We start from the raw sequence: 18,084 nt of genomic DNA, 5'->3' as shown, positions 1-18,084 counted from the left end.
GCTTGGATACACAGTTGCCCAGGGCCTTGGATGCATCCGGAAGGATGCCGGCCGGAATGCATTGTGACAGCGGACGACGAAGATGCGAGGTCGAAGGACAATGAACCGGTTTGAGGGCAACGGGCACAGGGAAGCCAAGATTCGCTATCTCGACGGCGACTTCCAGATCGTGTTGCCCGGATCATATGTTACCTGCGCGGTAACCGGCGCCGCTATTCCCGTTGACGAACTGCGCTACTGGAGCGTCGCACGGCAGGAGCCCTATGCCGATGCGGAGGCGTCGTACCAGGCCGACAAGCGCGCCGGAATTCTGCCGAACCAGAAATCCTAAGGCGCCCCGTCGCTATTTCTTGTCCTTGCGCAGCCTGCGTGCCCGCGCGGCCGTCAGCGCCGCATCGATGATCTTGCGCGGCGAACCAGGGTCGTCGAAGCGGACTTCGACATCGATCACCCGGCTCTTTTCCATCAGTTCCGCAGCCCGGCCAAAGCCTCGCTCCAGCCGCACCATGTCTTTGGCCGTCGTCACGAGCTGGTAGCCTTTGGCTGCAGCGTGATCGAGCAGATCGGCGATTTCGTCCTCGGAAAAATGGTGGTGATCGGGAAAGCTGCGGCTTTCGGCGAGGACCGCGCCTGTCTCGCGCACCGTGCGGAAGAATTTTTCCGGATCGGCAATACCCGCCCAGGCGAGAACCGGCATCTCTCTCAGGCCGCCATCGTCGAGAGGCGTGACATTGGCTTCGTAAATCTGCTTGCCGGCGCGGGCTGCACGGCGGATCAGCGCGTCAGCGCGCTCACCGTTGCCGATCTTCAGAAGCGCCGAGGCGTGGCGGATCTGATGGCCCAGAGGCGCGCGGACAGGTCCGGCGGGGATCAGGAAACCGTTGCCGATCCCTCGTCGGCTGTCGATCACCAGCAGCGAAAAATCGAAAGTCAGCCGGGCGCTCTGAAACCCATCGTCCATGATGATGAGATCAGCTCCTTCGGCCACCAATCGACGTGCCCCCTCGACGCGCCTGCGACAGACCACGGCAAGGCCCTCGCGGGCCAGAAGCAACGGCTCGTCGCCGACATCGCGGGCGCGGTGGTGTGCGAGATCGACCACAGTCGTCACGTCGAGCGAACCGCCATAGCCGCGGCTTAGAAATCCGGGCTTCAGGCCACGCTGGCGGGCCGCCCGGGCAAGCGCGATCGCGGTCGGCGTCTTGCCTGCCCCGCCGACGGTGAAATTGCCGACACAGATGATGGGAACCGGAACGGAGGCACGCCGCGCATGGTCCATGCGCCAACCGGAAAGGCGGCCATAAATCCAGGAGAAGGGCCAGAGGCCACGGGCGCGCCAATCCGCTTTGGTCCACCAGAACGGCGGTGCTTCAGAAACCATCAGTCCTTCCAGGCCTCCCACGCTTTGGCTGGCGACACAAAACGGCAGATTGCCGGGAATTGCAAGCCACCGCCATATGCGCCCACGGCAAATGAACAGGCCTTACGACACGTCGAAACGCGCGCTCAACACCAGCGAAAGCCAGGGGCGCCTTGTGGAAGCGGATAGGAGCGACGCCTCCGCCAAGGCCATCCGGTCGCAGGTCCAACTCGCCGTCCAGGCGGTCGACATCGCCCGCAACGCGCCCTGGCTGCCGATGCGGGTGTTCCAGTCGGCGAGCAGGTCAAGCCGGGCGTCAGATCAGCACGGTCTCGAGTTCGGTGATATCGTTGAGGCAATGATCGGACGCCGCCGCAAGCGATTGCTGTGAGCCGGTCCCGGTCAGCACCGCCACGGTGAGGCCGACGCCGGCGCTCCGGCCCATATGCAGATCATGGTTGTTGTCGCCGACAACGGCGACCTGATGCGGCTCAAGCCCGGTCGCAGCGCAGAAGCCATGGACCATGCCGGGCTGAGGCTTGGTGCCGAAGCCGCTGTCGTAGCCCGCGACGTAGTGCAGATAGCCATCGAAGCCGAAGCGCTTCGCCGTTTCGCGGATCGAACGTTCATTGTCGCTGGAGGCGACGCCGAGCCGATAGCCCTTGGCGTGCAGGCCGGCAAAGAAGGCGGCGAGATCGGTCACCGGGACGGCAAAGGCGGCCGAGTTGGAAAAGAGCCCATCGAGCTTCGCCGTCAGCTCCTGCACCGTGTAGGGCGCGCCGGCGGCGACCATGCCGGTGGCGATCTCGACCGTATTGCCCGCAGCCAGCAGACTGTCCGGCGTGACATAGCCGGTATCGGGGTCCATGCCGCCCGCTACCAGCAGGCGCCGGGCAAGCTCCTGGTCACCATCGGCGGCGATGCTGGCCACCTCGTAATTCACCGGAACCCAGCTCTTGACATAGTCGAGCAGCGTGCCGTCCTTGTCGAAGAGGATGCCGGATATCGCCTTCTCACTCGTCATCGGACAGTCCCCCGGAAAATCACTCACTGCGCGGCTGCAGCCGCGCCTTCACCGTCAGCGGATTGATATAGGGCTCAAGCCCCCTGATCGTGGCCGACAGCGCACCACGCATTTCATGCACGGTTTCAAGCCCGGCATCGATCATCTTGCGACGCACCTCGTCGTTGACGAGCAGATAGTTGACCCCCTTGGCAAGCATCTCGACATCACGGATGATCTTGGCGCTGCCGTTCTTCGCCAGCATCTGATAGGTATCGCGGAAATTCTGCACGCTACCGCCCGACAGGATGGCGCAGCCGAGCATCGCCGGCTCCAGCGGGTTCTGCCCGCCTTCGGCAAACAGCGACCGGCCGACAAAGGCGACTTCGGTCAAGCGGAGATAAAGTCCCATTTCGCCGATCGTGTCACCGAGGAAGATATCCGTCTCAGGCGTGATCGGGTCGTTGCGCGTACGCCGCGCGACCGTCAGCCCCTTGGCGTTGAGCATCGCCTCGATCGCGTCGCAGCGCTCGGGATGGCGCGGCACGATGATCGTCAGCAATCCGGTGCGCTCCTTCAGTGCCCGATGGACAATGCCTGCGGCATTCTCCTCGCCTTCGAAGGTCGAGATCGCAGCCCAGGTCTTGCGGTCGCGGATCTGCTGGGCGTAGTGCTTCAGCACTTGCCCGTCATGTGGCGGCGCGTCGGTATCGACCTTCAGATTGCCCGATACCATGACCGGCAGCGCGCCCAGCGTGCGAAAACGGTCGGCATCGAGATCCGACTGGGCAATGACCAGCGCCAGGTTTTCGAACAGTGCATCGGCGAGCCAGAGACGCTTCTTCCAGCGGCCGAACGTGCGATCCGACAGGCGGCCGTTGACAAGCACCTGGGGAATATGGCGCTGCCCAAGCTCGACGATGGTCATCGGCCATATTTCCGATTCCGCGATGATCGCCAGATCCGGCTCCCAGTAGTCGAGGAAGCGGGCGACGGCCGGTTTGAAATCGAGCGGCACATATTGATGGATGACGCCGGGTCCGAGCCGGTCGGCGGCCAGTCGAGCCGACGTCGTCGTTCCCGTCGTCAAGACAACGGCGATGCCGCGGCGCGATACTTCCTTGATCAGCGGAATGACCGCCGTGGTCTCGCCGACACTTGCGGCATGGAACCAGACCAGCGGCCCCTGTGGGCGCGGCGCACTGGCATGACCATAGCGCTCCTGGCGGCGGGCGGAATCCTCCTTGCCCTTGGCCGCACGGGCGGCAAGATAGGACCAGACGAGAGGATAGATCGCCGTGCCGATCCAGCGGTAGCTGGACAGCGCCAGGCGGGCAAGCACGCGGCTCATGACAGGTGGTCCCCGCTTTCTCGTTGCGGGCTGGAAACCCTGGCGTTTGCGGCGGGAGCCTTAGAGGGCACAGCCATCGTCTGCGCGGGCCGGATCGGCATCAAGCCTGTTCCGGATCGAGCAGCCGGTGCATGTGCACGATGAAATAGCGCATATGGGCGTTGTCGACCGTCAGCTGCGCCTTGGATTTCCAGGCGGTCAGTGCGCTGTCATAATCGGGGAAGATGCCGACGACGTCGAGCTTGTCCAGGTCGCGGAACTCAACGTCGGTCAGCGTCGTAAGCTCGCCGCCGAAAACGAGATGGAGCCGCTGTTTCTTTTCCGAATTCTGAGCCATTTGACCTTCCAATTTTCCTGACGTTTTTCTGTGGTTTGCGGCATCCAGGCGGAAAGGTCAATGGCCATCCAGCCCTTGCGAGGCGGCAATCAACGCCGGCAGAACGGGCATTGCTGCGGCGCACAGAACGGTATGGCGAACATTGGGGCGATTATAGGAAAGCGGCTGCCCGTCGAGGCCGAAAAGCGCACCACCGGCTCGCTCGAGGATCAGATCGGCAGCAGCAAGATCCCAATCGTGCGAATTTTTCTTGACGATCGTGCCGTCGATGCGACCGTCGGCGATCATGGCGATCCTGTAGGCAAGCGAAGGCACATGGGCAATGCGCGAAACGCCGGCGCGATAGCCGTGTTCGAGCAATCGAACCGTCTCTTCCGCAAGGGCAATCCGCAGCACCGTTTCGTTCTCGGTCCTCACGGTAACCGGCATACCGTTCTTCAAGGCATCGCCCGTGAGCGACGCCTGGAACAGCTCATCAAGGGCCGGGGCAAACAGCACGCCGGCCACCGGGCGACCGAGATGCACGACGGCGACACTGACGCACCAGACCTCCTTGCCGGCGATGAAGGCGCGGGTTCCGTCGATCGGATCGACAACGAAGACGGTATCGCAGCCGAGCCGGGCCTCGTCGTCATCGGTCTCCTCCGACAGCCAGCCATAGTTGGGCCGCGCCGTCAGCAGCTTTTCCTTCAGGATGTCATTGGCCGCGTAATCCGCCTCACTGACCGGCGAGCGCCCTTCGTTCTTCCACTGGACATCCGGATTCTTGCGAAAAAAGGACAGTGCCCTTTCGCCCGCGGCCTTCGCCGCCACTGTGATGAGTTCCAGATCGCTGATCCACTGATCCGGCGATGGGCGAACGGCGTTCATTCAGTCTTTCCATTTCCCGGCCGCCGGCCGCGTTGAAGGTCTGCGGTGGTATCTACTTGCCCGCGAGCGTCATGCCCTCGACGGCAAGCGTCGGTGCCGCGACACCGAACTTGCGATCGATGTCGTCGGCCAGCGTTACGGCAAAGAACATCTGCTTGAGGTTCGAGGCAATCGTGACTTCCGATACGGGGAAGGTCAACTCGCCATTCTCGATCCAGAAGCCCGAGGCGCCGCGGCTGTACTCGCCCGTCAGCATGTTGACGCCCTGGCCGATCAGTTCGGTGACATAAAAACCGGTCCCGACGTTGCGGATCAGATCCTCGCGGGAGATATTTCCGGGCTCCAGCGCGAAGTTCGTCGACGATGGCGACACCGCTGGGCCGCTGCGCACGCCGCGTCCGTTGGTTTCCAGCCCGAGTTCCCTGCCCGTCGACGTGGACAGGAACCAGTGCTTCAGCACGCCATCCTCGATCATCGTCAGCTTCTGGCCGGTCACGCCTTCGCCGTCGAAAGGACGCGAGGAGGAGCCACGCACCACCAGCGGATCGTCGGTGACATGGATGCCCGCCTTCATGACCGGCTTTCCCATCATGTCACGCAGGAAACTCGTTTTGCGGGCAACCGATGCGCCGTTGATCGCGCCGGCGATGTGGCCGGCAAAGCCGCGCGCCATGCGCGGGTCGAAAACGACGGTAACATTCTTCTGGGTCGGCACTTGGCGCGGGCCGATGCGGGCGACCGCCCGCTCGCCAGCCGTGCGACCGATTTCGGCGGCCGATTTCAGGTCGGCGAAATAGAGGCGGCTGTCGAAATCATAGTCGCGTTCCATCTTCGTGCCGTCGCCGGCAATGGCGCTGACCGAGCGGCCGAAGCGCGTGCCCATATAGGCGCCGGAAAACCCGTGCGAGGTGACGAGCACCATTCCGCCCATGCCGGCGGACGCACCCGCGCCGCTGGAGTTGGTGACGCCGTTCACGCCAAGGGCTGCCTCTTCCGCTTCCAGCGCCGCCGCGGAGAGCGCATCCGTCGATACCTCCGTCGGATCGAAGAGATCGAGATCGGGATAGGATCTCGCCAGGCGCTCGGCATCGGCGAGGCTCGCGAAGGGGTCCTCCGGCGAGGCCTTGGCCATGGCCACCGCGCGTTCGGCCAGGACCTTCAGGTCGAAGCCCGGATTGGCCGAAACGCTGGCGACGCGGCGGCCGACGAACACGCGGAGCGAAAAATCGTCACTTTCCGAGGCCTCCGTTCCCTCGACCTTTCCGAGCCGCACCGAGACGGAGCGGGACCGGGAGCGAAGCGCCACGGCGTCCGCCTGGTCGGCGCCGGCCTTGAGCGCCAGGTCGACAAGCTCGGCTGCGCGCTTCTGGAGAACGTCGGAATCGATGATATCGGACATGATTTAGCCTTTCATTCCTGCCCCATTTATTGTGCACTGGGACGGGCATCAAGGGCATACCCTGATTCTTGGTCGCGGCCCCGACGAAATACCCGATCCCGGGGCAATCTCTTGCCCAAGCCAAATACGAGAACCCGTGCCAACCCTCACGGGCAGGAAAGAACAGCCATGTCGACCACGCCCGTCCTCACTTCACAGGCCCTGGTGCTGCTCGGCGGCGCCGTCGTGGCGGCCCCGATCTTCAAGAAGCTCGGGCTCGGCACGGTTCTGGGCTATCTCGCCGCCGGCATCATCATCGGTCCGTTGCTGCACCAGATCACCGAGGGCGAGCAGATCCTGGGTTTTGCCGAACTGGGGGTCGTCTTTCTGCTGTTTATCATCGGCCTTGAGCTGAAGCCCTCCCGCCTCTGGCAGATGCGGCGTGACATCTTCGGGCTCGGTACCGCGCAGGTGCTTCTGACCGGCGCCGCGGTCTCTGCCATCCTCTACGAGCTTGGCATGCTCGACTGGAGCGGCAGCGTCATCACTGGCTTCGGGCTGGCGCTGTCCTCGACGGCCTTCGCATTGCAGATCCTCGACGAGAACGGCGGCACCAATAGGCGCTACGGCCAGCGGGCTTTTTCGGTGCTGCTGCTGCAGGACCTGGCTATCGTGCCGCTGCTGGCACTGATCCCGCTGCTCGCACTGCAGGCGCCTGAAGATACCAGCCCGCCGCTTCAGGACTTCGCCGTCGCCGTCGGCTCGATCCTCATCATGGTGGTTGCCGGCCGTTATCTGCTCAATCCCGTGTTCCAGATCATTGCCCGCACAGGTGCGCGGGAAGTCATGATTGCCGTCGCACTGCTGATCGTGCTCGGTGCCGCAACGATGATGCAGCTTGCTGGTCTTTCCATGGCGATGGGATCGTTCCTCGCCGGCGTCCTGCTGGCCGAATCCTCCTATCGGCATGAGCTGGAAGCCGACATCGAGCCTTTCCGCGGACTGCTGCTCGCTCTGTTCTTCATGGCCGTTGGGCTATCGCTGGAGATCGACGTCATTCTTCAGAACTATCTGCTGATCCTGATCGCGGTACCGGCGCTGATGCTGCTCAAGGCGGTGATCCTCTACACGCTCTGCCGGGCGACGGGTTCGCCGCACAATGACGCGGTTCGGATCGGGCTCCTTTTGCCGCAGGGCGGGGAATTCGGCTTCGTGCTGTTCACCGCCGCAGCCGCTGCCGGCGTGTTTTCGGACAGCTGGGCGTCACTGTTGATCGTCATCGTCACCCTGTCGATGGCCCTGACGCCTGCCGCCGCCGCGCTCGCGGGATTGCTCATGAACGAGCATGACGAGATGACGGAAGAGCTGGAGGAAGACTTCGATGGCGCCGGTGCCGACGTGCTGATGATCGGCTTCTCCCGCTTCGGCCAGATCGCCTCGCAGATCCTGCTTGCCGGCGGCCGCGAGGTCACCATCATCGACCATTCCGCCGCCCGCGTGCGCCAAGCCGCGACCTTCGGGTTCCGCATCTATTTCGGCGACGGCACGCGGCTCGACGTGCTGCGTGCCGCCGGCATCGAGCGCGCCAAGATCGTCGCGGTGTGTACCCACAAGATGGAAATCACCGACCGGATCGTCGACATGGTGCAGGCGGAATATCCGAATGCCCGTATCTATGCCCGTTCCTATGACCGTCTGCACACCCTGTCGCTTCGGGCACGCGGCGTCGACTATGAACTGCGCGAAACCTTCGAGTCCGGTCTCGTCTTCGGTCGCAAGACGCTGGAGGGGCTGGGTGTCGACGACAATGCAGCGCAGGAGATCATGGACGATATCCGCCGGCGCGACGAGGCGCGGCTGGCAGTGCAAGAAGCCGAGGGCATCAGCGCCGGGCGCGACATGCTGCATTTCGAACCCGTCAGGCCGGAACCGCTGATAAAGCCGAAGCGCGAGAAGGCGCCGTCGCTGGAGCCGGAGCACGATATTCTTTCGGCCACGGCAAACATCAAGGCCAGCCCGGAAAAGGACGCCTTGGCCGACGCTGACTGATCCTTTTCAAGCCCGGCTTTTCGCCTCGAGGGCTGCATCAAGGGCGGTCTTGAGCTGATCCTTGACGGGCGCCGTCGTAGCCAGCACCTCCTGCGCCTTGAGGAAATCCATGACGCGGAAGCGATTGACCTCCGGCCGCAGGAGAATGTCCGGCGGGTGCGCCTTCATCTTCATGGTGATGATCGACTGCATCATCAGCTGGCTGGCGCCGAACAGACTGTCGCGCCAGCTCGGCATGGTCTCGCCATCGCCATCCGGTCCGCCGACGACATCGACGGCGATGACGATATCGGCCAGGCCGGTCAGGTGATCGAAGGGCACCGGATTGTAGATGCCGCCGTCGATCATCACCCGGCCGTCGATGCGGACCGGCTTGAACACGGCCGGAAGCGCTGCAGACGCGGCCAGCGCCTGATGGAGGTCACCGGACTGGCAGACGCGCTCGGTCTGGCCGTAATAGTCGGTGGTCATCACTTTCAAGGGGAGCTTGAGATCCGCGAAATCCTTCGGCACGCTGTCAGGCAGGAATGCGGGAAGAATGCGCTCGATACTGAGCTGCCCGACGCGAAAACCCTTCGTGACGGCTTGCGTGAAACTCGAAGGACGCAGGCTCCAAAGGCGGTTGACGATCTCCTTGCGGCGGCCGACGGTCGCCATCGTATGATCACGGATCTCCGCGCCGGTCAGACCGGCCGCCATGCCCGCCCCCATGATCGCGCCGATCGAGGAGCCGGCGATGGCAACCGGGCGGATGCCGAGTTCGTCCAGCGCCTCGATAACATGGATGTGGGCAAGGCCTCGCGCGCCGCCGCCACCGAAGGCCACGGCAACCGTCGGGTCCGCCGATTTTTTCGCTGTTTCGAGGCCTTGCGTCATGCTCAGCGTCTTTCGGTATCACGCGGCGCGGCATCGGTAGAAATGCATCTTCGTATCGCCGAACAGCCGGTCGTCGATCAACTCGAACCCATCCTGTGGCACCGGTTGAACATCGGCCCGCTCTTCGAGAATGACAAGAGCGCCCGGCACCAGCCAGCCGCCTTTTGCGGCAGAGGCAAGCGCTTTTTCGCCAAGCCCCTTGCCATAGGGGGGATCGGCAAAGACCAAATGGAATGGCTCGACGGTGCCGGCCGGCCCAAGATCGGTCGCGTCGCGCCGGAAAATGCGCGCCCGGCCGGTCAGACCGAAGGCCTTGATATTGGTGCGCAACAGTCCCCTGCCCTCGGCGCTCTGCTCGACGAACAACGCCTGACGGCAACCGCGCGACAGGGCTTCGAGGCCAACCGCGCCGGTGCCGGCAAAGAGATCGAGAATGCGGGTCCCGTCGAGGGCCTCCGCATAGGCATGGCTCAGGATGTTGAACAGGCTTTCGCGCGTCCGGTCCGTCGTTGGCCGGATGTCATTGGACCTGGGCGTTGCGAGCCCGCGCCCGCGAAACTCACCGCCGACGATCCGCACCTTCGCTTAGTTCCCGCGTCCGCGCGGCTTGCCGCCACCCGCCGGGCGTCCGCCGGCAGGCTTGCCGCCGCCGGGTTTGCCGCCGCGCGGGCCGCCGCTCTTCGCGCCGAACGGTTTGGCCCCGCCCGGCTTGCCGCCAAAGGACTTGCCGCGTGGTTTGTCACCCGCCGGACGGTCGCCGCGTGGTGGGCGGTCGCCGAAATCGCGCTTGCGGTCGCCCTCCTCGCGAGAAAACGATTTTTCGCCGAACGGCTTGCGCGGACGGTCTGACTGCGGACGATCACCTTGGGGCCCATCACCCCGGGGCTTGGCGCTTCTTGGTCTATCGGAGAAAGAGCGGGCACCTTCGGCACGGGGCTTGCGATCACCAAACGGCTTTTCACCGTCGCGGCGCGGCGGACGATCGCCACCATCGCGGCGCGCCGGGCGATCACCGAAGCCACGCGCATCGCGGTCACCGCCGCGCTTGCGGTCGGCGCCGCGGCCTTCATCCCTACCAGTCTCTTCGCTGGCCCTGATCCAGTCGCCATCGTCATCGGCCCGGTTGACCACGACGCGTGGACCGCGGTCGGGGCGATCGTAAGCGGTCGCCTTCTTGCGATCCGGATCGAATTTCTTGTTCGACTTCATCGCCAGACCATCCTTGGTCCGGCCGTAGCGCTTGGTTGCGGGTGCACCCTCCGGGCGCTCACGGCGAACCGGCTTGTCGGCCACATCCGCTGCCTGCGCGTCCTTCGGCTTCTTTTCGGCGATCGGCCGGGCACCGGGCGCCATCCAGACATTGGCCTTGCGGGGCCTCAGGCCGGGTTCGCGCTTCGGACGGTCGTCGAATTTCGCCTCCGCGCCGCCACGGTCCTTGCGGTCACCACGTCCGCCGCCTCTGTCGTCACGCTTGGTGTCGAGGCGGGAAAGCGCCCGTTCGCGCTTGTCGCCTGCCTTTTCGCGGAAAGCGCCGCGTTCCTTGGCTTCCGGCTTACCAGCCGACCATTCGTTTTTCTGCGGCTTTTCTTCCTCAGCCGGTGCGGCGTCGAAGATCGGCGCGTCGAAATTTGCCTTGGCGTCTTCGATCAGACGCGGGCCGAGCTGGTCGCGCAACGTGCGGCCGCGGATTTCCTGGGCATGGCCCTCCGGCAGCTCGCCGAGCTGGAAGGGGCCATAGGAGATGCGGATCAGCCGGTTCACGTCGAGGCCGAGCGCGCCCATGACGTTCTTGATTTCGCGATTCTTGCCTTCACGCAGCCCCATGGTGATCCAGACGTTCGAGCCCTGGACCTTGTCCAGCGTCGCCTCGATCGAACCATACAGCACGCCGTCGACGGCGATGCCGTCCTTCAGCTTGTCGAGCGCCGCCTGATCGATCGTGCCATGGGCGCGCACGCGGTAGCGGCGCAGCCAGCCGGTCGACGGCAGTTCGAGTACGCGGGCCAGACCACCGTCATTGGTGAGCAGCAGCAGGCCTTCGGTGTTGATGTCGAGACGGCCGATCGACAGGACGCGCGGCAGATCGTCTGGCAGGTTGTCGAAGACGGTCGGACGCCCCTCCGGATCGGAATTGGTGGTCACCAGGCCGGAGGGCTTGTGATAGAGCCAGAGCCGGGTACGCTCGATGCCGCGGATCGGCTGGCCATCGACCTCGATCTTGTCGGCAAGCGTTGCATTGACGACCGGCGTTTCCAGCACGGTGCCGTTGAGGCTGACGCGGCCTTCCATGATCATGCGCTCGATATCGCGGCGCGAGGCGACGCCGGCACGCGCCAGAATCTTGGAAATGCGCTGCGGCACGTCCGCATCGACGGTTTCCACTGCAGCCACTCGCGGCTTGCGCGGCTTTCCCGCTTCGGTCTTTTCAGCGCCCGAATGTGCGGCTGCGGCCTTGCGCGCGCCGGTATAGGGCTTCTTGTCGCGGCCGGCCGGCTTGCCGCCGGGCCGCTGGGGCTTGTCTTTGAATGTCATTTGTGTTGCCTGCCTTTTGAGGCTGTCCTATCAGGTCCAAGCCCAAGGGTTAAGAGAAATTATCGCGGATTCCAACGATGGCCGAAACGAGCCGCTTCATGGATTTGGCGCTGGCAGAAGCCCGGATGGCAGGGGCGCGCGGCGAAGTGCCGGTCGGCGCCGTGCTCGTCCTTAATGGCGAGGTCGTCGCCAGTGCCGGAAATCGGACCCGCGAACGCAACGACGTCACTGCCCATGCCGAGATCGAGGCGATCCGCGCAGGCTGCAGCGTCATCGGCGACGAGCGGCTTCCGGGTGCCGACCTCTATGTCACGCTCGAACCTTGCACCATGTGCGCGGCGGCCATCTCGTTTGCAAGGCTGCGGCGGCTCTACTATGGCGCCGAGGATCCGAAAGGCGGCGGCGTCGACAACGGCGTGCGCTTCTTTACCCAACCGACCTGCCACCACGCGCCGGACGTCTATTCGGGTTTTTCAGCGCAGGCAGCGGCGGATATCCTCAAGCAGTTTTTTGCAGAGAAGCGTTGAAGCAGCGGCACTTATATTACCCGGCGGCAAAGCTTTCGAGCGCCGCTCCGGTCAGGCGGTAGCGCGTCCATTCGCTCAGCGGCTCGGCACCGATGGCCTGGTAGGCCTTGATCGCTGGTTCGTTCCAGTCGAGCACGCTCCATTCGAAGCGGCCGCATCCCTTTTCCACGGCGATCCGTGCCAGATAGCGCAGCATCAGGCGCCCGGCCCCGGTTCCGCGCTGCTCGGGCGTGACGTAGAGGTCTTCGAGATAAAGGCCGTTGCGGGCCTGCCAGGTCGAATAGCTGAAGAACCACACGGCAAAACCAACGGGAACGCCATCGCGCTCGCAGATTGCCGCGTGCGAGACGGAATTCGTCCCGAACAGGGATTCGGTGATCGTCTCGACCGTCGCCTCGACCTCGTGTCCGGCCTTTTCGTAAATTGCCAGCTCGGTAATGAAACGCAGGATGGTTCCTGCATCGGCTGACGTCGCCTCGCGAATATCAAACATTGGCGATCAGAAAATATCCCACCACTTCTTGCCGCTGCCGGCAATCGCGGCTTCCTTTTTGCGGCGGCGCGCCTTGACCTGCTCGGGCTCGCCGAGATCCGCCACGGCCTCTTCCGGCATCTTGCGGTATTCGAGCGGCGGGTCGCTGAGGAAACGGCGCTTGTCGGCATAGGCGCCCATCTGGATCTTGCGGGCTTCCCGATACGCCTCCTGCTGCTCCTTGGCCGTCAGGCGACGGCCATTGGCGTTCGACTTGGCCAGCGGCGAAACATAGGTCGAGCTGTCGGCATTGGCATCGGCTTCGTCACGCAGGCGCTGGCGCGTTTCTTCCGGCGATTCCAGCCACTGCGGATTGTCCTTGGTGGCAAGGTTCTGCTGCGGCTGCACCAGCGAAGCCGTTTCCGTTTGAGGCGGCAATACCAGGCCGGGCCGCGGCTGGTACTTGAGGTTCTTGGGCTTGGTCTCCCCCAGGCTGACGGTGCTGCCGAGGTCGTCCATCAGGTGTTCGCCGGCGGTCTTGTCCGTGCCGTAGGTCGGGCCGCCAAGGCAGCCGGTCAGGACCAGGCTGCCGGCCACAACACCGAAAATACCGGCATACACTCGAAACTCTCGCGTCATTCCCATGAAAACCCTTCCAGCAGCGCCGGCACGATCGATCTCTGAGGCGGCATTGTGCGCCCATGGCGGATAAATCCGCCGATTTTCAGGCAGGTTCTACCGGATGAGCCGCAAAAGAGCAATTCACCCGGCAGACAATCCATTAAGAAGCGAAGCCGAGTTCGCGCAGCGCTGCCGCGTCGCGGGCGGATACATCCGGGAAGGCCGGATCGGAACCGACATCGGCGGTGATCCGCCAGGACCGGGCGCATTTGACGCCATCGGCAAGTTTGGGCTCGACACTGACCGTCGACAGGTCGTCCAGACGGAAGGCTCCGTCCGGCCCCTTGCCATCGACGATGGTGATGCCGGACGTGATGCAGATTTCCGCGAAATCCTGGCCTTCCAGTGCCTGCAGCAGAGCGGCATCGACGATGTGCACGACCGGTGCGGCTTCCAGTGAGGAGCCGATACGCTTGTCGCGGCGCTCAACTTCAAGCGCACCGGTGACGGCGCGGCGCACGTCGCGGACCTTCTTCCATTTTTCCGCCAGCGCCTCGTCGCGCCATTCGGCCGGCACGATCGGGAACTGTTCGAGATGGACAGAGACGGCCGACGGATCGCGCGACAGCCAGGCCTCTTCCGCCGTGAAGGGCAGAACCGGCGCAAGCCAGGTGACGAGGCACTCGAACAGCTTGCGGATGACCGCGAGGCTAGCGCGGCGGCGCAGGCTCGACGGCGCATCGCAATAGAGCGCGTCCTTGCGGATATCGAAATAGAAGGCCGAGAGCTCGACATTCGAGAAATCAATCAGTGCGCGGGCGATGCGCTTGAAGTCAAAGGCATCGTAACCGTCGCGGACGAGCTGGTCGAGTTCGGCCAGGCGGTGCAGCATCAGCCGCTCGAGCTCGGGCATGTCGTTGAAGGCGATGTCGTCGCCCTTGTCATGCGCCAGCGTGCCGAGCATCCAGCGGATGGTGTTCCTGAGCTTGCGATAGGCATCGATGTTGGTCTGGATGATCGCCTTGCCGAGACGCTGGTCTTCCCAGTAGTCCGTGGTCGCGACCCAGAGGCGCAGGATATCGGCGCCCGATTCCTTCATCACGTCCTGCGGGGCAACGACATTGCCCTTGGACTTCGACATCTTCTCGCCCTTCTCATCCATGGTGAAGCCATGGGTGATGACGGCGTTGTAGGGCGCGCGGCCACGGGTCGCGGCACTTTCGAGCAGCGACGAATGAAACCAGCCGCGATGCTGGTCGGACCCTTCGAGATAGACATCGGCCGGCCATTTCAGGTCGGGACGGTCTTCCAAGGTGAAGGTGTGGGTCGAGCCTGAATCGAACCAGACGTCGAGGATATCCATCACCTGCGTCCAGCGGCCATGATCATGATCAGGCCCAAGGAACCGCTCCTTGGCACCTTCGGCGAACCAGGCATCGGCGCCTTCCTGTTCGAAGGCTTCGAGGATGCGGGCGTTGACGGCGTCGTCGACCAGCACTTCGCCCTTTTCGTCGGCAAAGACGGCGATCGGCACACCCCAGGCGCGCTGGCGGGAAAGCACCCAGTCCGGCCGGTTCTCGATCATGGCGCGCAGGCGGTTCTGGCCGGCGGCGGGCACGAAGCGGGTTTCGTCGATGGCATTGAGCGCGCGCGAACGCAGCGTCGTTCCGTCGGCAAGGTCCTTGTCCATATAGACGAACCATTGCGGCGTGTTGCGGAAGATGACCGGCTTCTTCGACCGCCAGGAATGCGGATAGGTGTGCTTCAGGCGGCCGCGGGCAAACAGCGCGTGGCGAGCGATCAGCGCCTTGATGACGCGGTCATTGGCATCGCCCTTCTTGCCCGCGTCGTCGATGACGCGGGCCGCGCCATTCTCCGCGTCCGGACCGAAGCCGGGCGCGTCGACGGTATAAAAACCGGCGTCGTCAACCGGGAACGGGATCGCCGAGGAGATGCCGCGGGCTTCGAGCGCCCGGGCATTGTCCATCCACGCGTCAAAGTCCTCGCGGCCGTGGCTGGGGGCTGTGTGGACAAAGCCGGTGCCGGCATCGTCGGTAACGTGGTCGCCATCGAGCAGCGGCACCTGGAAGTCATAGCCGCCGCCGAGGCCGTGCAGCGGATGGGCGCAGGTCACGACAGCCAGTTCCTCTGCCGTCAAAGGCCGGATCAACTTGAATGTCAGCTTCGCCTTGGCCGCTGCTTCATCGGCCAGACGTGTGGCAAAGATCAGCTTTTCGCCCGGCTGCGGACCGAAGTCGTTTTCGGCGCTCGCGACTTCATAAAGGGCATAGGGATAGCGCGACGAGTAGGCCACGGCGCGGTTGCCCGGAATAGTCCAGGGGGTCGTGGTCCAGATGACGACAAAGGCCCCCTTCAGGCTCTCAGGCCCTTCGGTGACCGGGAACTTCACCCAGATCATGTCGCTCTCGACATCCTGGTACTCGACCTCGGCTTCGGCCAGCGCCGTACGCTCGACGACCGACCACATGATCGGCTTGGAGCCGCGATAGAGCTGGCCGGACTTGGCGATCTTCAGGAGTTCGCCGGCGATGCGGGCTTCGGCACGGAAGGCCATCGTCGTATAGGGATTGTCGAAATCGCCCTCGATGCCGAGGCGCTTGAATTCTTCCGACTGGATCTTGATCCAGCCCGCGGCGAAATCGCGGCACTCCTTACGGAACTCGTTGACCGGAACCTCGTCCTTGTTCTTGCCCTTGGAGCGATAGGCCTCTTCGATCTTCCATTCGATCGGCAAGCCATGGCAATCCCAGCCCGGGACATAGTTCGCATCATAGCCGCGCATCTGGAACGAGCGGGTGATGATGTCCTTGAGGATCTTGTTCAGCGCATGGCCGATATGGATGTTGCCGTTGGCATAGGGCGGGCCGTCGTGAAGCACGAATTTTTCGCGGCCGGCAGCGGAGGCGCGCAGCTTCTTGTAGAGCTCCATCTTCTGCCAGCGGGCAACCGTCTCCGGCTCCTTCTGCGGCAGGCCGGCGCGCATCGGAAATTCGGTTTCCGGCAAATACAGGGTTTTCGAATAGTCGAGCTTTTCAGCGGTATCGGTCATGGTTTTTGCAATCGTCTCTGAGCGCGTTTCGCCGCGCATGCGAACGGGATATCTTCGAGGAATAGCGGAGGCGCCTGTCTCAAACGCCGAAAACCCGGACCTTCCGGCGGCTATCAGAGCGCTGGGAAGGCCGGGCCAATAATTCGCTGATCACGTATCAATCGACGATATCGGGTCATGGTGGCCGGTTGTTTAAGACGTTTTCGGGCGAAAAGGAAGAGGTTTGCGGCGGGCGCTGCAGGATTGCGCAAACCCGTTGCCCTGCCGCGCCAGCGCTTCGTGCCTACCCGGGCTCGACGTGGTCTACGCGGCAGGCTTTCCCTGCATCACGGCGCGCAACGCGTCATTGATGCGGTCCTGCCAACCCGGCCCGTCCTTTTGAAAATATTCGAGCACGGCGCTATCGATCTTGATCGACACAAGCTCCTTCGTCTCCGGCAAGGCTCGCCGTTCGATTGCGGGCGCCACCGGCTTTTTGGCCGGCTTGAACAATGCTTCAGCGGCATCCATCGGATTTACGGGCCGGCGCGGCGTATGGGCCATCGATCTATCTCATTCCTGTGGGGTTGTGTGACTTGGGTCACGCAGTACGCGACCAATTTGGCCCAAGCGTCAACCGGGGCGCGGCTTAAAACGCAATCTGCAGGTCGATCTCGCTGAGCGGCCTCACACCGGCGAGCAGCGCCCGCGCCTCCGCCTCATCCTGTTTCATCTGCACCACCAGCGGATCGAGACCGTCGAACTTCAGTTCGTCGCGCAGATGGCCGAAGAAGGAGACGGAACAGATCTGGCCGTACAGATCGCCCGAAAAGTCGAAGACGAAGGTTTCGAGCAGGGCGGTGCCATCGCTGTCAACCGTCGGGCGCTTGCCGAAACTGGCAACCCCGTCATGGAGACTGCCATCGGCGCGGCGGAAGCGCACGGCGTAGATGCCGTTCTTGAGTTCGACTTCAGGGGGCAATTGCATGTTGGCTGTGGGATAGCCGAGCGTGCGGCCGAGCCGCTTGCCGCCGATCACTTCCGATTCCACCGTATAGCGATACCCAAGCATGCCGGCCGCCTGTGCGACGTCGCCCTCGCCGAGCAGCCCGCGGATATGGCTGGAGGAGATCACCGAGGCGTTCTCGTCGCGAAAGGCATCGACCAGCGTGACGCCAAAGCCGTTTTCGCCGCCGGCCGCCATCAGGAAGGCGGGACCACCTTCCCTGCCCTTGCCGAAATGGAAGTCGAAGCCGGTCACCACGTGGCCGGCGTGCAGCCAGTCCATCAGCACGGAGCGGATGAAATCGGAGGCGGAAAGCTCTGAAAACGTGCGGTCGAACGGATATTCGATCACGGCGGAAAAGCCCATGCCTTCCAGGATGCGGGCCTTGAGCGGCGCCGGCGTCAGGCGGAAGACGGGATGGTCCGGGCGAAAGACGGTGCGCGGATGCGGCTCGAAGGTCAGCACCAGGGCCGGAACGCGGCGCGCCCGCGCTTCCTCCAGCGCCCGGCTCAACACCGACTGGTGACCGCGATGCACACCGTCGAAATTGCCGATGGCGATGACGCCGCCCCTCAAGGCTTGCGGCAATGGTTCGCGGGTCTCGTTGCGATGGAAAACCGTCATGTCCGTCACACCAGTCTCATCTCTACAGC

The 18,084-nt window shown here is 63.8% G+C and carries 17 protein-coding genes; 3 read left to right on the top strand and 14 right to left on the bottom strand.

What is annotated here, in order from left to right; all coding sequences use genetic code 11:
• Window positions 1-100: 100 nt before the first annotated feature.
• Window positions 101-331: a DUF2093 domain-containing protein gene (locus A3AY_RS0133495; protein ID WP_018330032.1), complete on the top strand. Its 231-nt coding sequence runs from the start codon at window positions 101-103 to the stop codon at window positions 329-331.
• Between the two features lie 12 nt (window positions 332-343).
• Here A3AY_RS0133495 and lpxK read toward each other — a convergent pair whose 3' ends face one another.
• The 6 genes from lpxK to A3AY_RS0133465 all read right to left on the bottom strand — a co-directional run bounded on the left by lpxK (window position 344) and on the right by A3AY_RS0133465 (window position 6,320).
• Entirely contained in the window at window positions 344-1,381 is a 1,038-nt protein-coding gene (lpxK, locus tag A3AY_RS0133490) for a tetraacyldisaccharide 4'-kinase (protein ID WP_018330031.1), read from the bottom strand.
• A 295-nt stretch (window positions 1,382-1,676) separates the two neighbouring features.
• Window positions 1,677-2,384, bottom strand: a complete 708-nt coding sequence (locus tag A3AY_RS0133485; protein ID WP_018330030.1) for an HAD family hydrolase — start codon at window positions 2,382-2,384, stop codon at window positions 1,677-1,679.
• A gap of 19 nt (window positions 2,385-2,403) precedes the next feature.
• Window positions 2,404-3,714 carry a lipid IV(A) 3-deoxy-D-manno-octulosonic acid transferase gene (gene waaA / locus A3AY_RS0133480; RefSeq protein ID WP_018330029.1) on the bottom strand — a complete coding sequence of 437 codons (1,311 nt, stop codon included), beginning with the start codon at window positions 3,712-3,714 and terminating at the stop codon, window positions 2,404-2,406.
• A gap of 100 nt (window positions 3,715-3,814) precedes the next feature.
• A complete protein-coding gene (locus A3AY_RS0133475; protein ID WP_018330028.1) occupies window positions 3,815-4,051 on the bottom strand; it encodes a DUF4170 domain-containing protein in 237 nt (78 codons plus the stop codon).
• A gap of 57 nt (window positions 4,052-4,108) precedes the next feature.
• Window positions 4,109-4,921, bottom strand: a complete 813-nt coding sequence (locus A3AY_RS0133470) for a 3'(2'),5'-bisphosphate nucleotidase CysQ (protein ID WP_018330027.1) — start codon at window positions 4,919-4,921, stop codon at window positions 4,109-4,111.
• A gap of 52 nt (window positions 4,922-4,973) precedes the next feature.
• On the bottom strand, window positions 4,974-6,320 hold the full coding sequence (locus A3AY_RS0133465) for a TldD/PmbA family protein (protein ID WP_018330026.1): 1,347 nt from the start codon (window positions 6,318-6,320) through the stop codon (window positions 4,974-4,976).
• 168 nt (window positions 6,321-6,488) lie between these two features.
• Here A3AY_RS0133465 and A3AY_RS36865 point away from each other — a divergent pair, with 168 nt between their 5' ends.
• Window positions 6,489-8,348 carry a monovalent cation:proton antiporter-2 (CPA2) family protein gene (locus A3AY_RS36865; RefSeq protein ID WP_018330025.1) on the top strand — a complete coding sequence of 620 codons (1,860 nt, stop codon included), beginning with the start codon at window positions 6,489-6,491 and terminating at the stop codon, window positions 8,346-8,348.
• A 6-nt stretch (window positions 8,349-8,354) separates the two neighbouring features.
• Here A3AY_RS36865 and A3AY_RS0133455 read toward each other — a convergent pair whose 3' ends face one another.
• Genes A3AY_RS0133455 through A3AY_RS0133445 form a run of 3 tightly spaced genes read right to left on the bottom strand, consistent with a single transcriptional unit; the run spans window position 8,355 to window position 11,756 of the window.
• A complete protein-coding gene (locus A3AY_RS0133455) occupies window positions 8,355-9,224 on the bottom strand; it encodes a patatin-like phospholipase family protein (protein ID WP_018330024.1) in 870 nt (289 codons plus the stop codon).
• An 18-nt stretch (window positions 9,225-9,242) separates the two neighbouring features.
• The gene (gene rsmD, locus A3AY_RS0133450) at window positions 9,243-9,803 is read right to left on the bottom strand and encodes a 16S rRNA (guanine(966)-N(2))-methyltransferase RsmD (RefSeq protein ID WP_018330023.1); all 561 of its coding nucleotides are present in this window, start codon (window positions 9,801-9,803) and stop codon (window positions 9,243-9,245) included.
• A gap of 6 nt (window positions 9,804-9,809) precedes the next feature.
• Window positions 9,810-11,756, bottom strand: coding sequence for a pseudouridine synthase (locus A3AY_RS0133445; protein WP_018330022.1), 1,947 nt, complete (start codon window positions 11,754-11,756; stop codon window positions 9,810-9,812).
• A 77-nt stretch (window positions 11,757-11,833) separates the two neighbouring features.
• On the opposite strand from A3AY_RS0133445, the gene A3AY_RS0133440 reads away from it, so the two are divergent.
• Window positions 11,834-12,283 carry a nucleoside deaminase gene (locus A3AY_RS0133440; protein WP_018330021.1) on the top strand — a complete coding sequence of 150 codons (450 nt, stop codon included), beginning with the start codon at window positions 11,834-11,836 and terminating at the stop codon, window positions 12,281-12,283.
• A gap of 16 nt (window positions 12,284-12,299) precedes the next feature.
• Here A3AY_RS0133440 and A3AY_RS0133435 read toward each other — a convergent pair whose 3' ends face one another.
• The 5 genes from A3AY_RS0133435 to A3AY_RS0133415 form a co-directional block, all read right to left on the bottom strand.
• Entirely contained in the window at window positions 12,300-12,776 is a 477-nt protein-coding gene (locus A3AY_RS0133435; RefSeq protein ID WP_018330020.1) for a GNAT family N-acetyltransferase, read from the bottom strand.
• Between the two features lie 6 nt (window positions 12,777-12,782).
• Entirely contained in the window at window positions 12,783-13,400 is a 618-nt protein-coding gene (locus A3AY_RS0133430) for a hypothetical protein (protein ID WP_026204097.1), read from the bottom strand.
• Window positions 13,401-13,536: 136 nt separating this feature from the next.
• Window positions 13,537-16,446 (bottom strand): isoleucine--tRNA ligase, encoded by a 2,910-nt coding sequence (gene ileS, locus A3AY_RS0133425; protein WP_026204096.1) that lies wholly within the window; start codon window positions 16,444-16,446, stop codon window positions 13,537-13,539.
• A 303-nt stretch (window positions 16,447-16,749) separates the two neighbouring features.
• Window positions 16,750-16,989, bottom strand: coding sequence for a BrnA antitoxin family protein (locus tag A3AY_RS0133420; RefSeq protein ID WP_018330017.1), 240 nt, complete (start codon window positions 16,987-16,989; stop codon window positions 16,750-16,752).
• An 85-nt stretch (window positions 16,990-17,074) separates the two neighbouring features.
• The gene (locus tag A3AY_RS0133415) at window positions 17,075-18,055 is read right to left on the bottom strand and encodes a bifunctional riboflavin kinase/FAD synthetase (protein WP_026204095.1); all 981 of its coding nucleotides are present in this window, start codon (window positions 18,053-18,055) and stop codon (window positions 17,075-17,077) included.
• Window positions 18,056-18,084 lie beyond the last annotated feature (29 nt).

The sequence above is a fragment of the Rhizobium giardinii bv. giardinii H152 genome (assembly GCF_000379605.1).
Lineage (GTDB): Bacteria > Pseudomonadota > Alphaproteobacteria > Rhizobiales > Rhizobiaceae > Pararhizobium > Pararhizobium giardinii.
The sequence above is the reverse complement of the archived record's forward strand: the minus strand, read 5'-3'. Positions and strand labels throughout refer to the sequence as shown.

Coding starts and splice junctions, on each gene's coding strand:
- A3AY_RS0133440 (WP_018330021.1), top strand. CDS start 11,834: ATGGCCGAAACGAGCCGCTTCATGGATTTGGCGCTGGCAGAAGCCCGG.
- lpxK (WP_018330031.1), bottom strand. CDS start 1,381: ATGGTTTCTGAAGCACCGCCGTTCTGGTGGACCAAAGCGGATTGGCGC.
- A3AY_RS0133470 (WP_018330027.1), bottom strand. CDS start 4,921: ATGAACGCCGTTCGCCCATCGCCGGATCAGTGGATCAGCGATCTGGAA.
- A3AY_RS0133495 (WP_018330032.1), top strand. CDS start 101: ATGAACCGGTTTGAGGGCAACGGGCACAGGGAAGCCAAGATTCGCTAT.
- A3AY_RS0133420 (WP_018330017.1), bottom strand. CDS start 16,989: ATGGCCCATACGCCGCGCCGGCCCGTAAATCCGATGGATGCCGCTGAA.
- A3AY_RS0133475 (WP_018330028.1), bottom strand. CDS start 4,051: ATGGCTCAGAATTCGGAAAAGAAACAGCGGCTCCATCTCGTTTTCGGC.
- A3AY_RS0133485 (WP_018330030.1), bottom strand. CDS start 2,384: ATGACGAGTGAGAAGGCGATATCCGGCATCCTCTTCGACAAGGACGGC.
- A3AY_RS0133415 (WP_026204095.1), bottom strand. CDS start 18,055: ATGACGGTTTTCCATCGCAACGAGACCCGCGAACCATTGCCGCAAGCC.
- ileS (WP_026204096.1), bottom strand. CDS start 16,446: ATGACCGATACCGCTGAAAAGCTCGACTATTCGAAAACCCTGTATTTG.
- A3AY_RS0133445 (WP_018330022.1), bottom strand. CDS start 11,756: ATGACATTCAAAGACAAGCCCCAGCGGCCCGGCGGCAAGCCGGCCGGC.
- A3AY_RS0133430 (WP_026204097.1), bottom strand. CDS start 13,400: ATGGGAATGACGCGAGAGTTTCGAGTGTATGCCGGTATTTTCGGTGTT.
- A3AY_RS36865 (WP_018330025.1), top strand. CDS start 6,489: ATGTCGACCACGCCCGTCCTCACTTCACAGGCCCTGGTGCTGCTCGGC.
- A3AY_RS0133435 (WP_018330020.1), bottom strand. CDS start 12,776: ATGTTTGATATTCGCGAGGCGACGTCAGCCGATGCAGGAACCATCCTG.
- A3AY_RS0133455 (WP_018330024.1), bottom strand. CDS start 9,224: ATGACGCAAGGCCTCGAAACAGCGAAAAAATCGGCGGACCCGACGGTT.
- A3AY_RS0133465 (WP_018330026.1), bottom strand. CDS start 6,320: ATGTCCGATATCATCGATTCCGACGTTCTCCAGAAGCGCGCAGCCGAG.
- waaA (WP_018330029.1), bottom strand. CDS start 3,714: ATGAGCCGCGTGCTTGCCCGCCTGGCGCTGTCCAGCTACCGCTGGATC.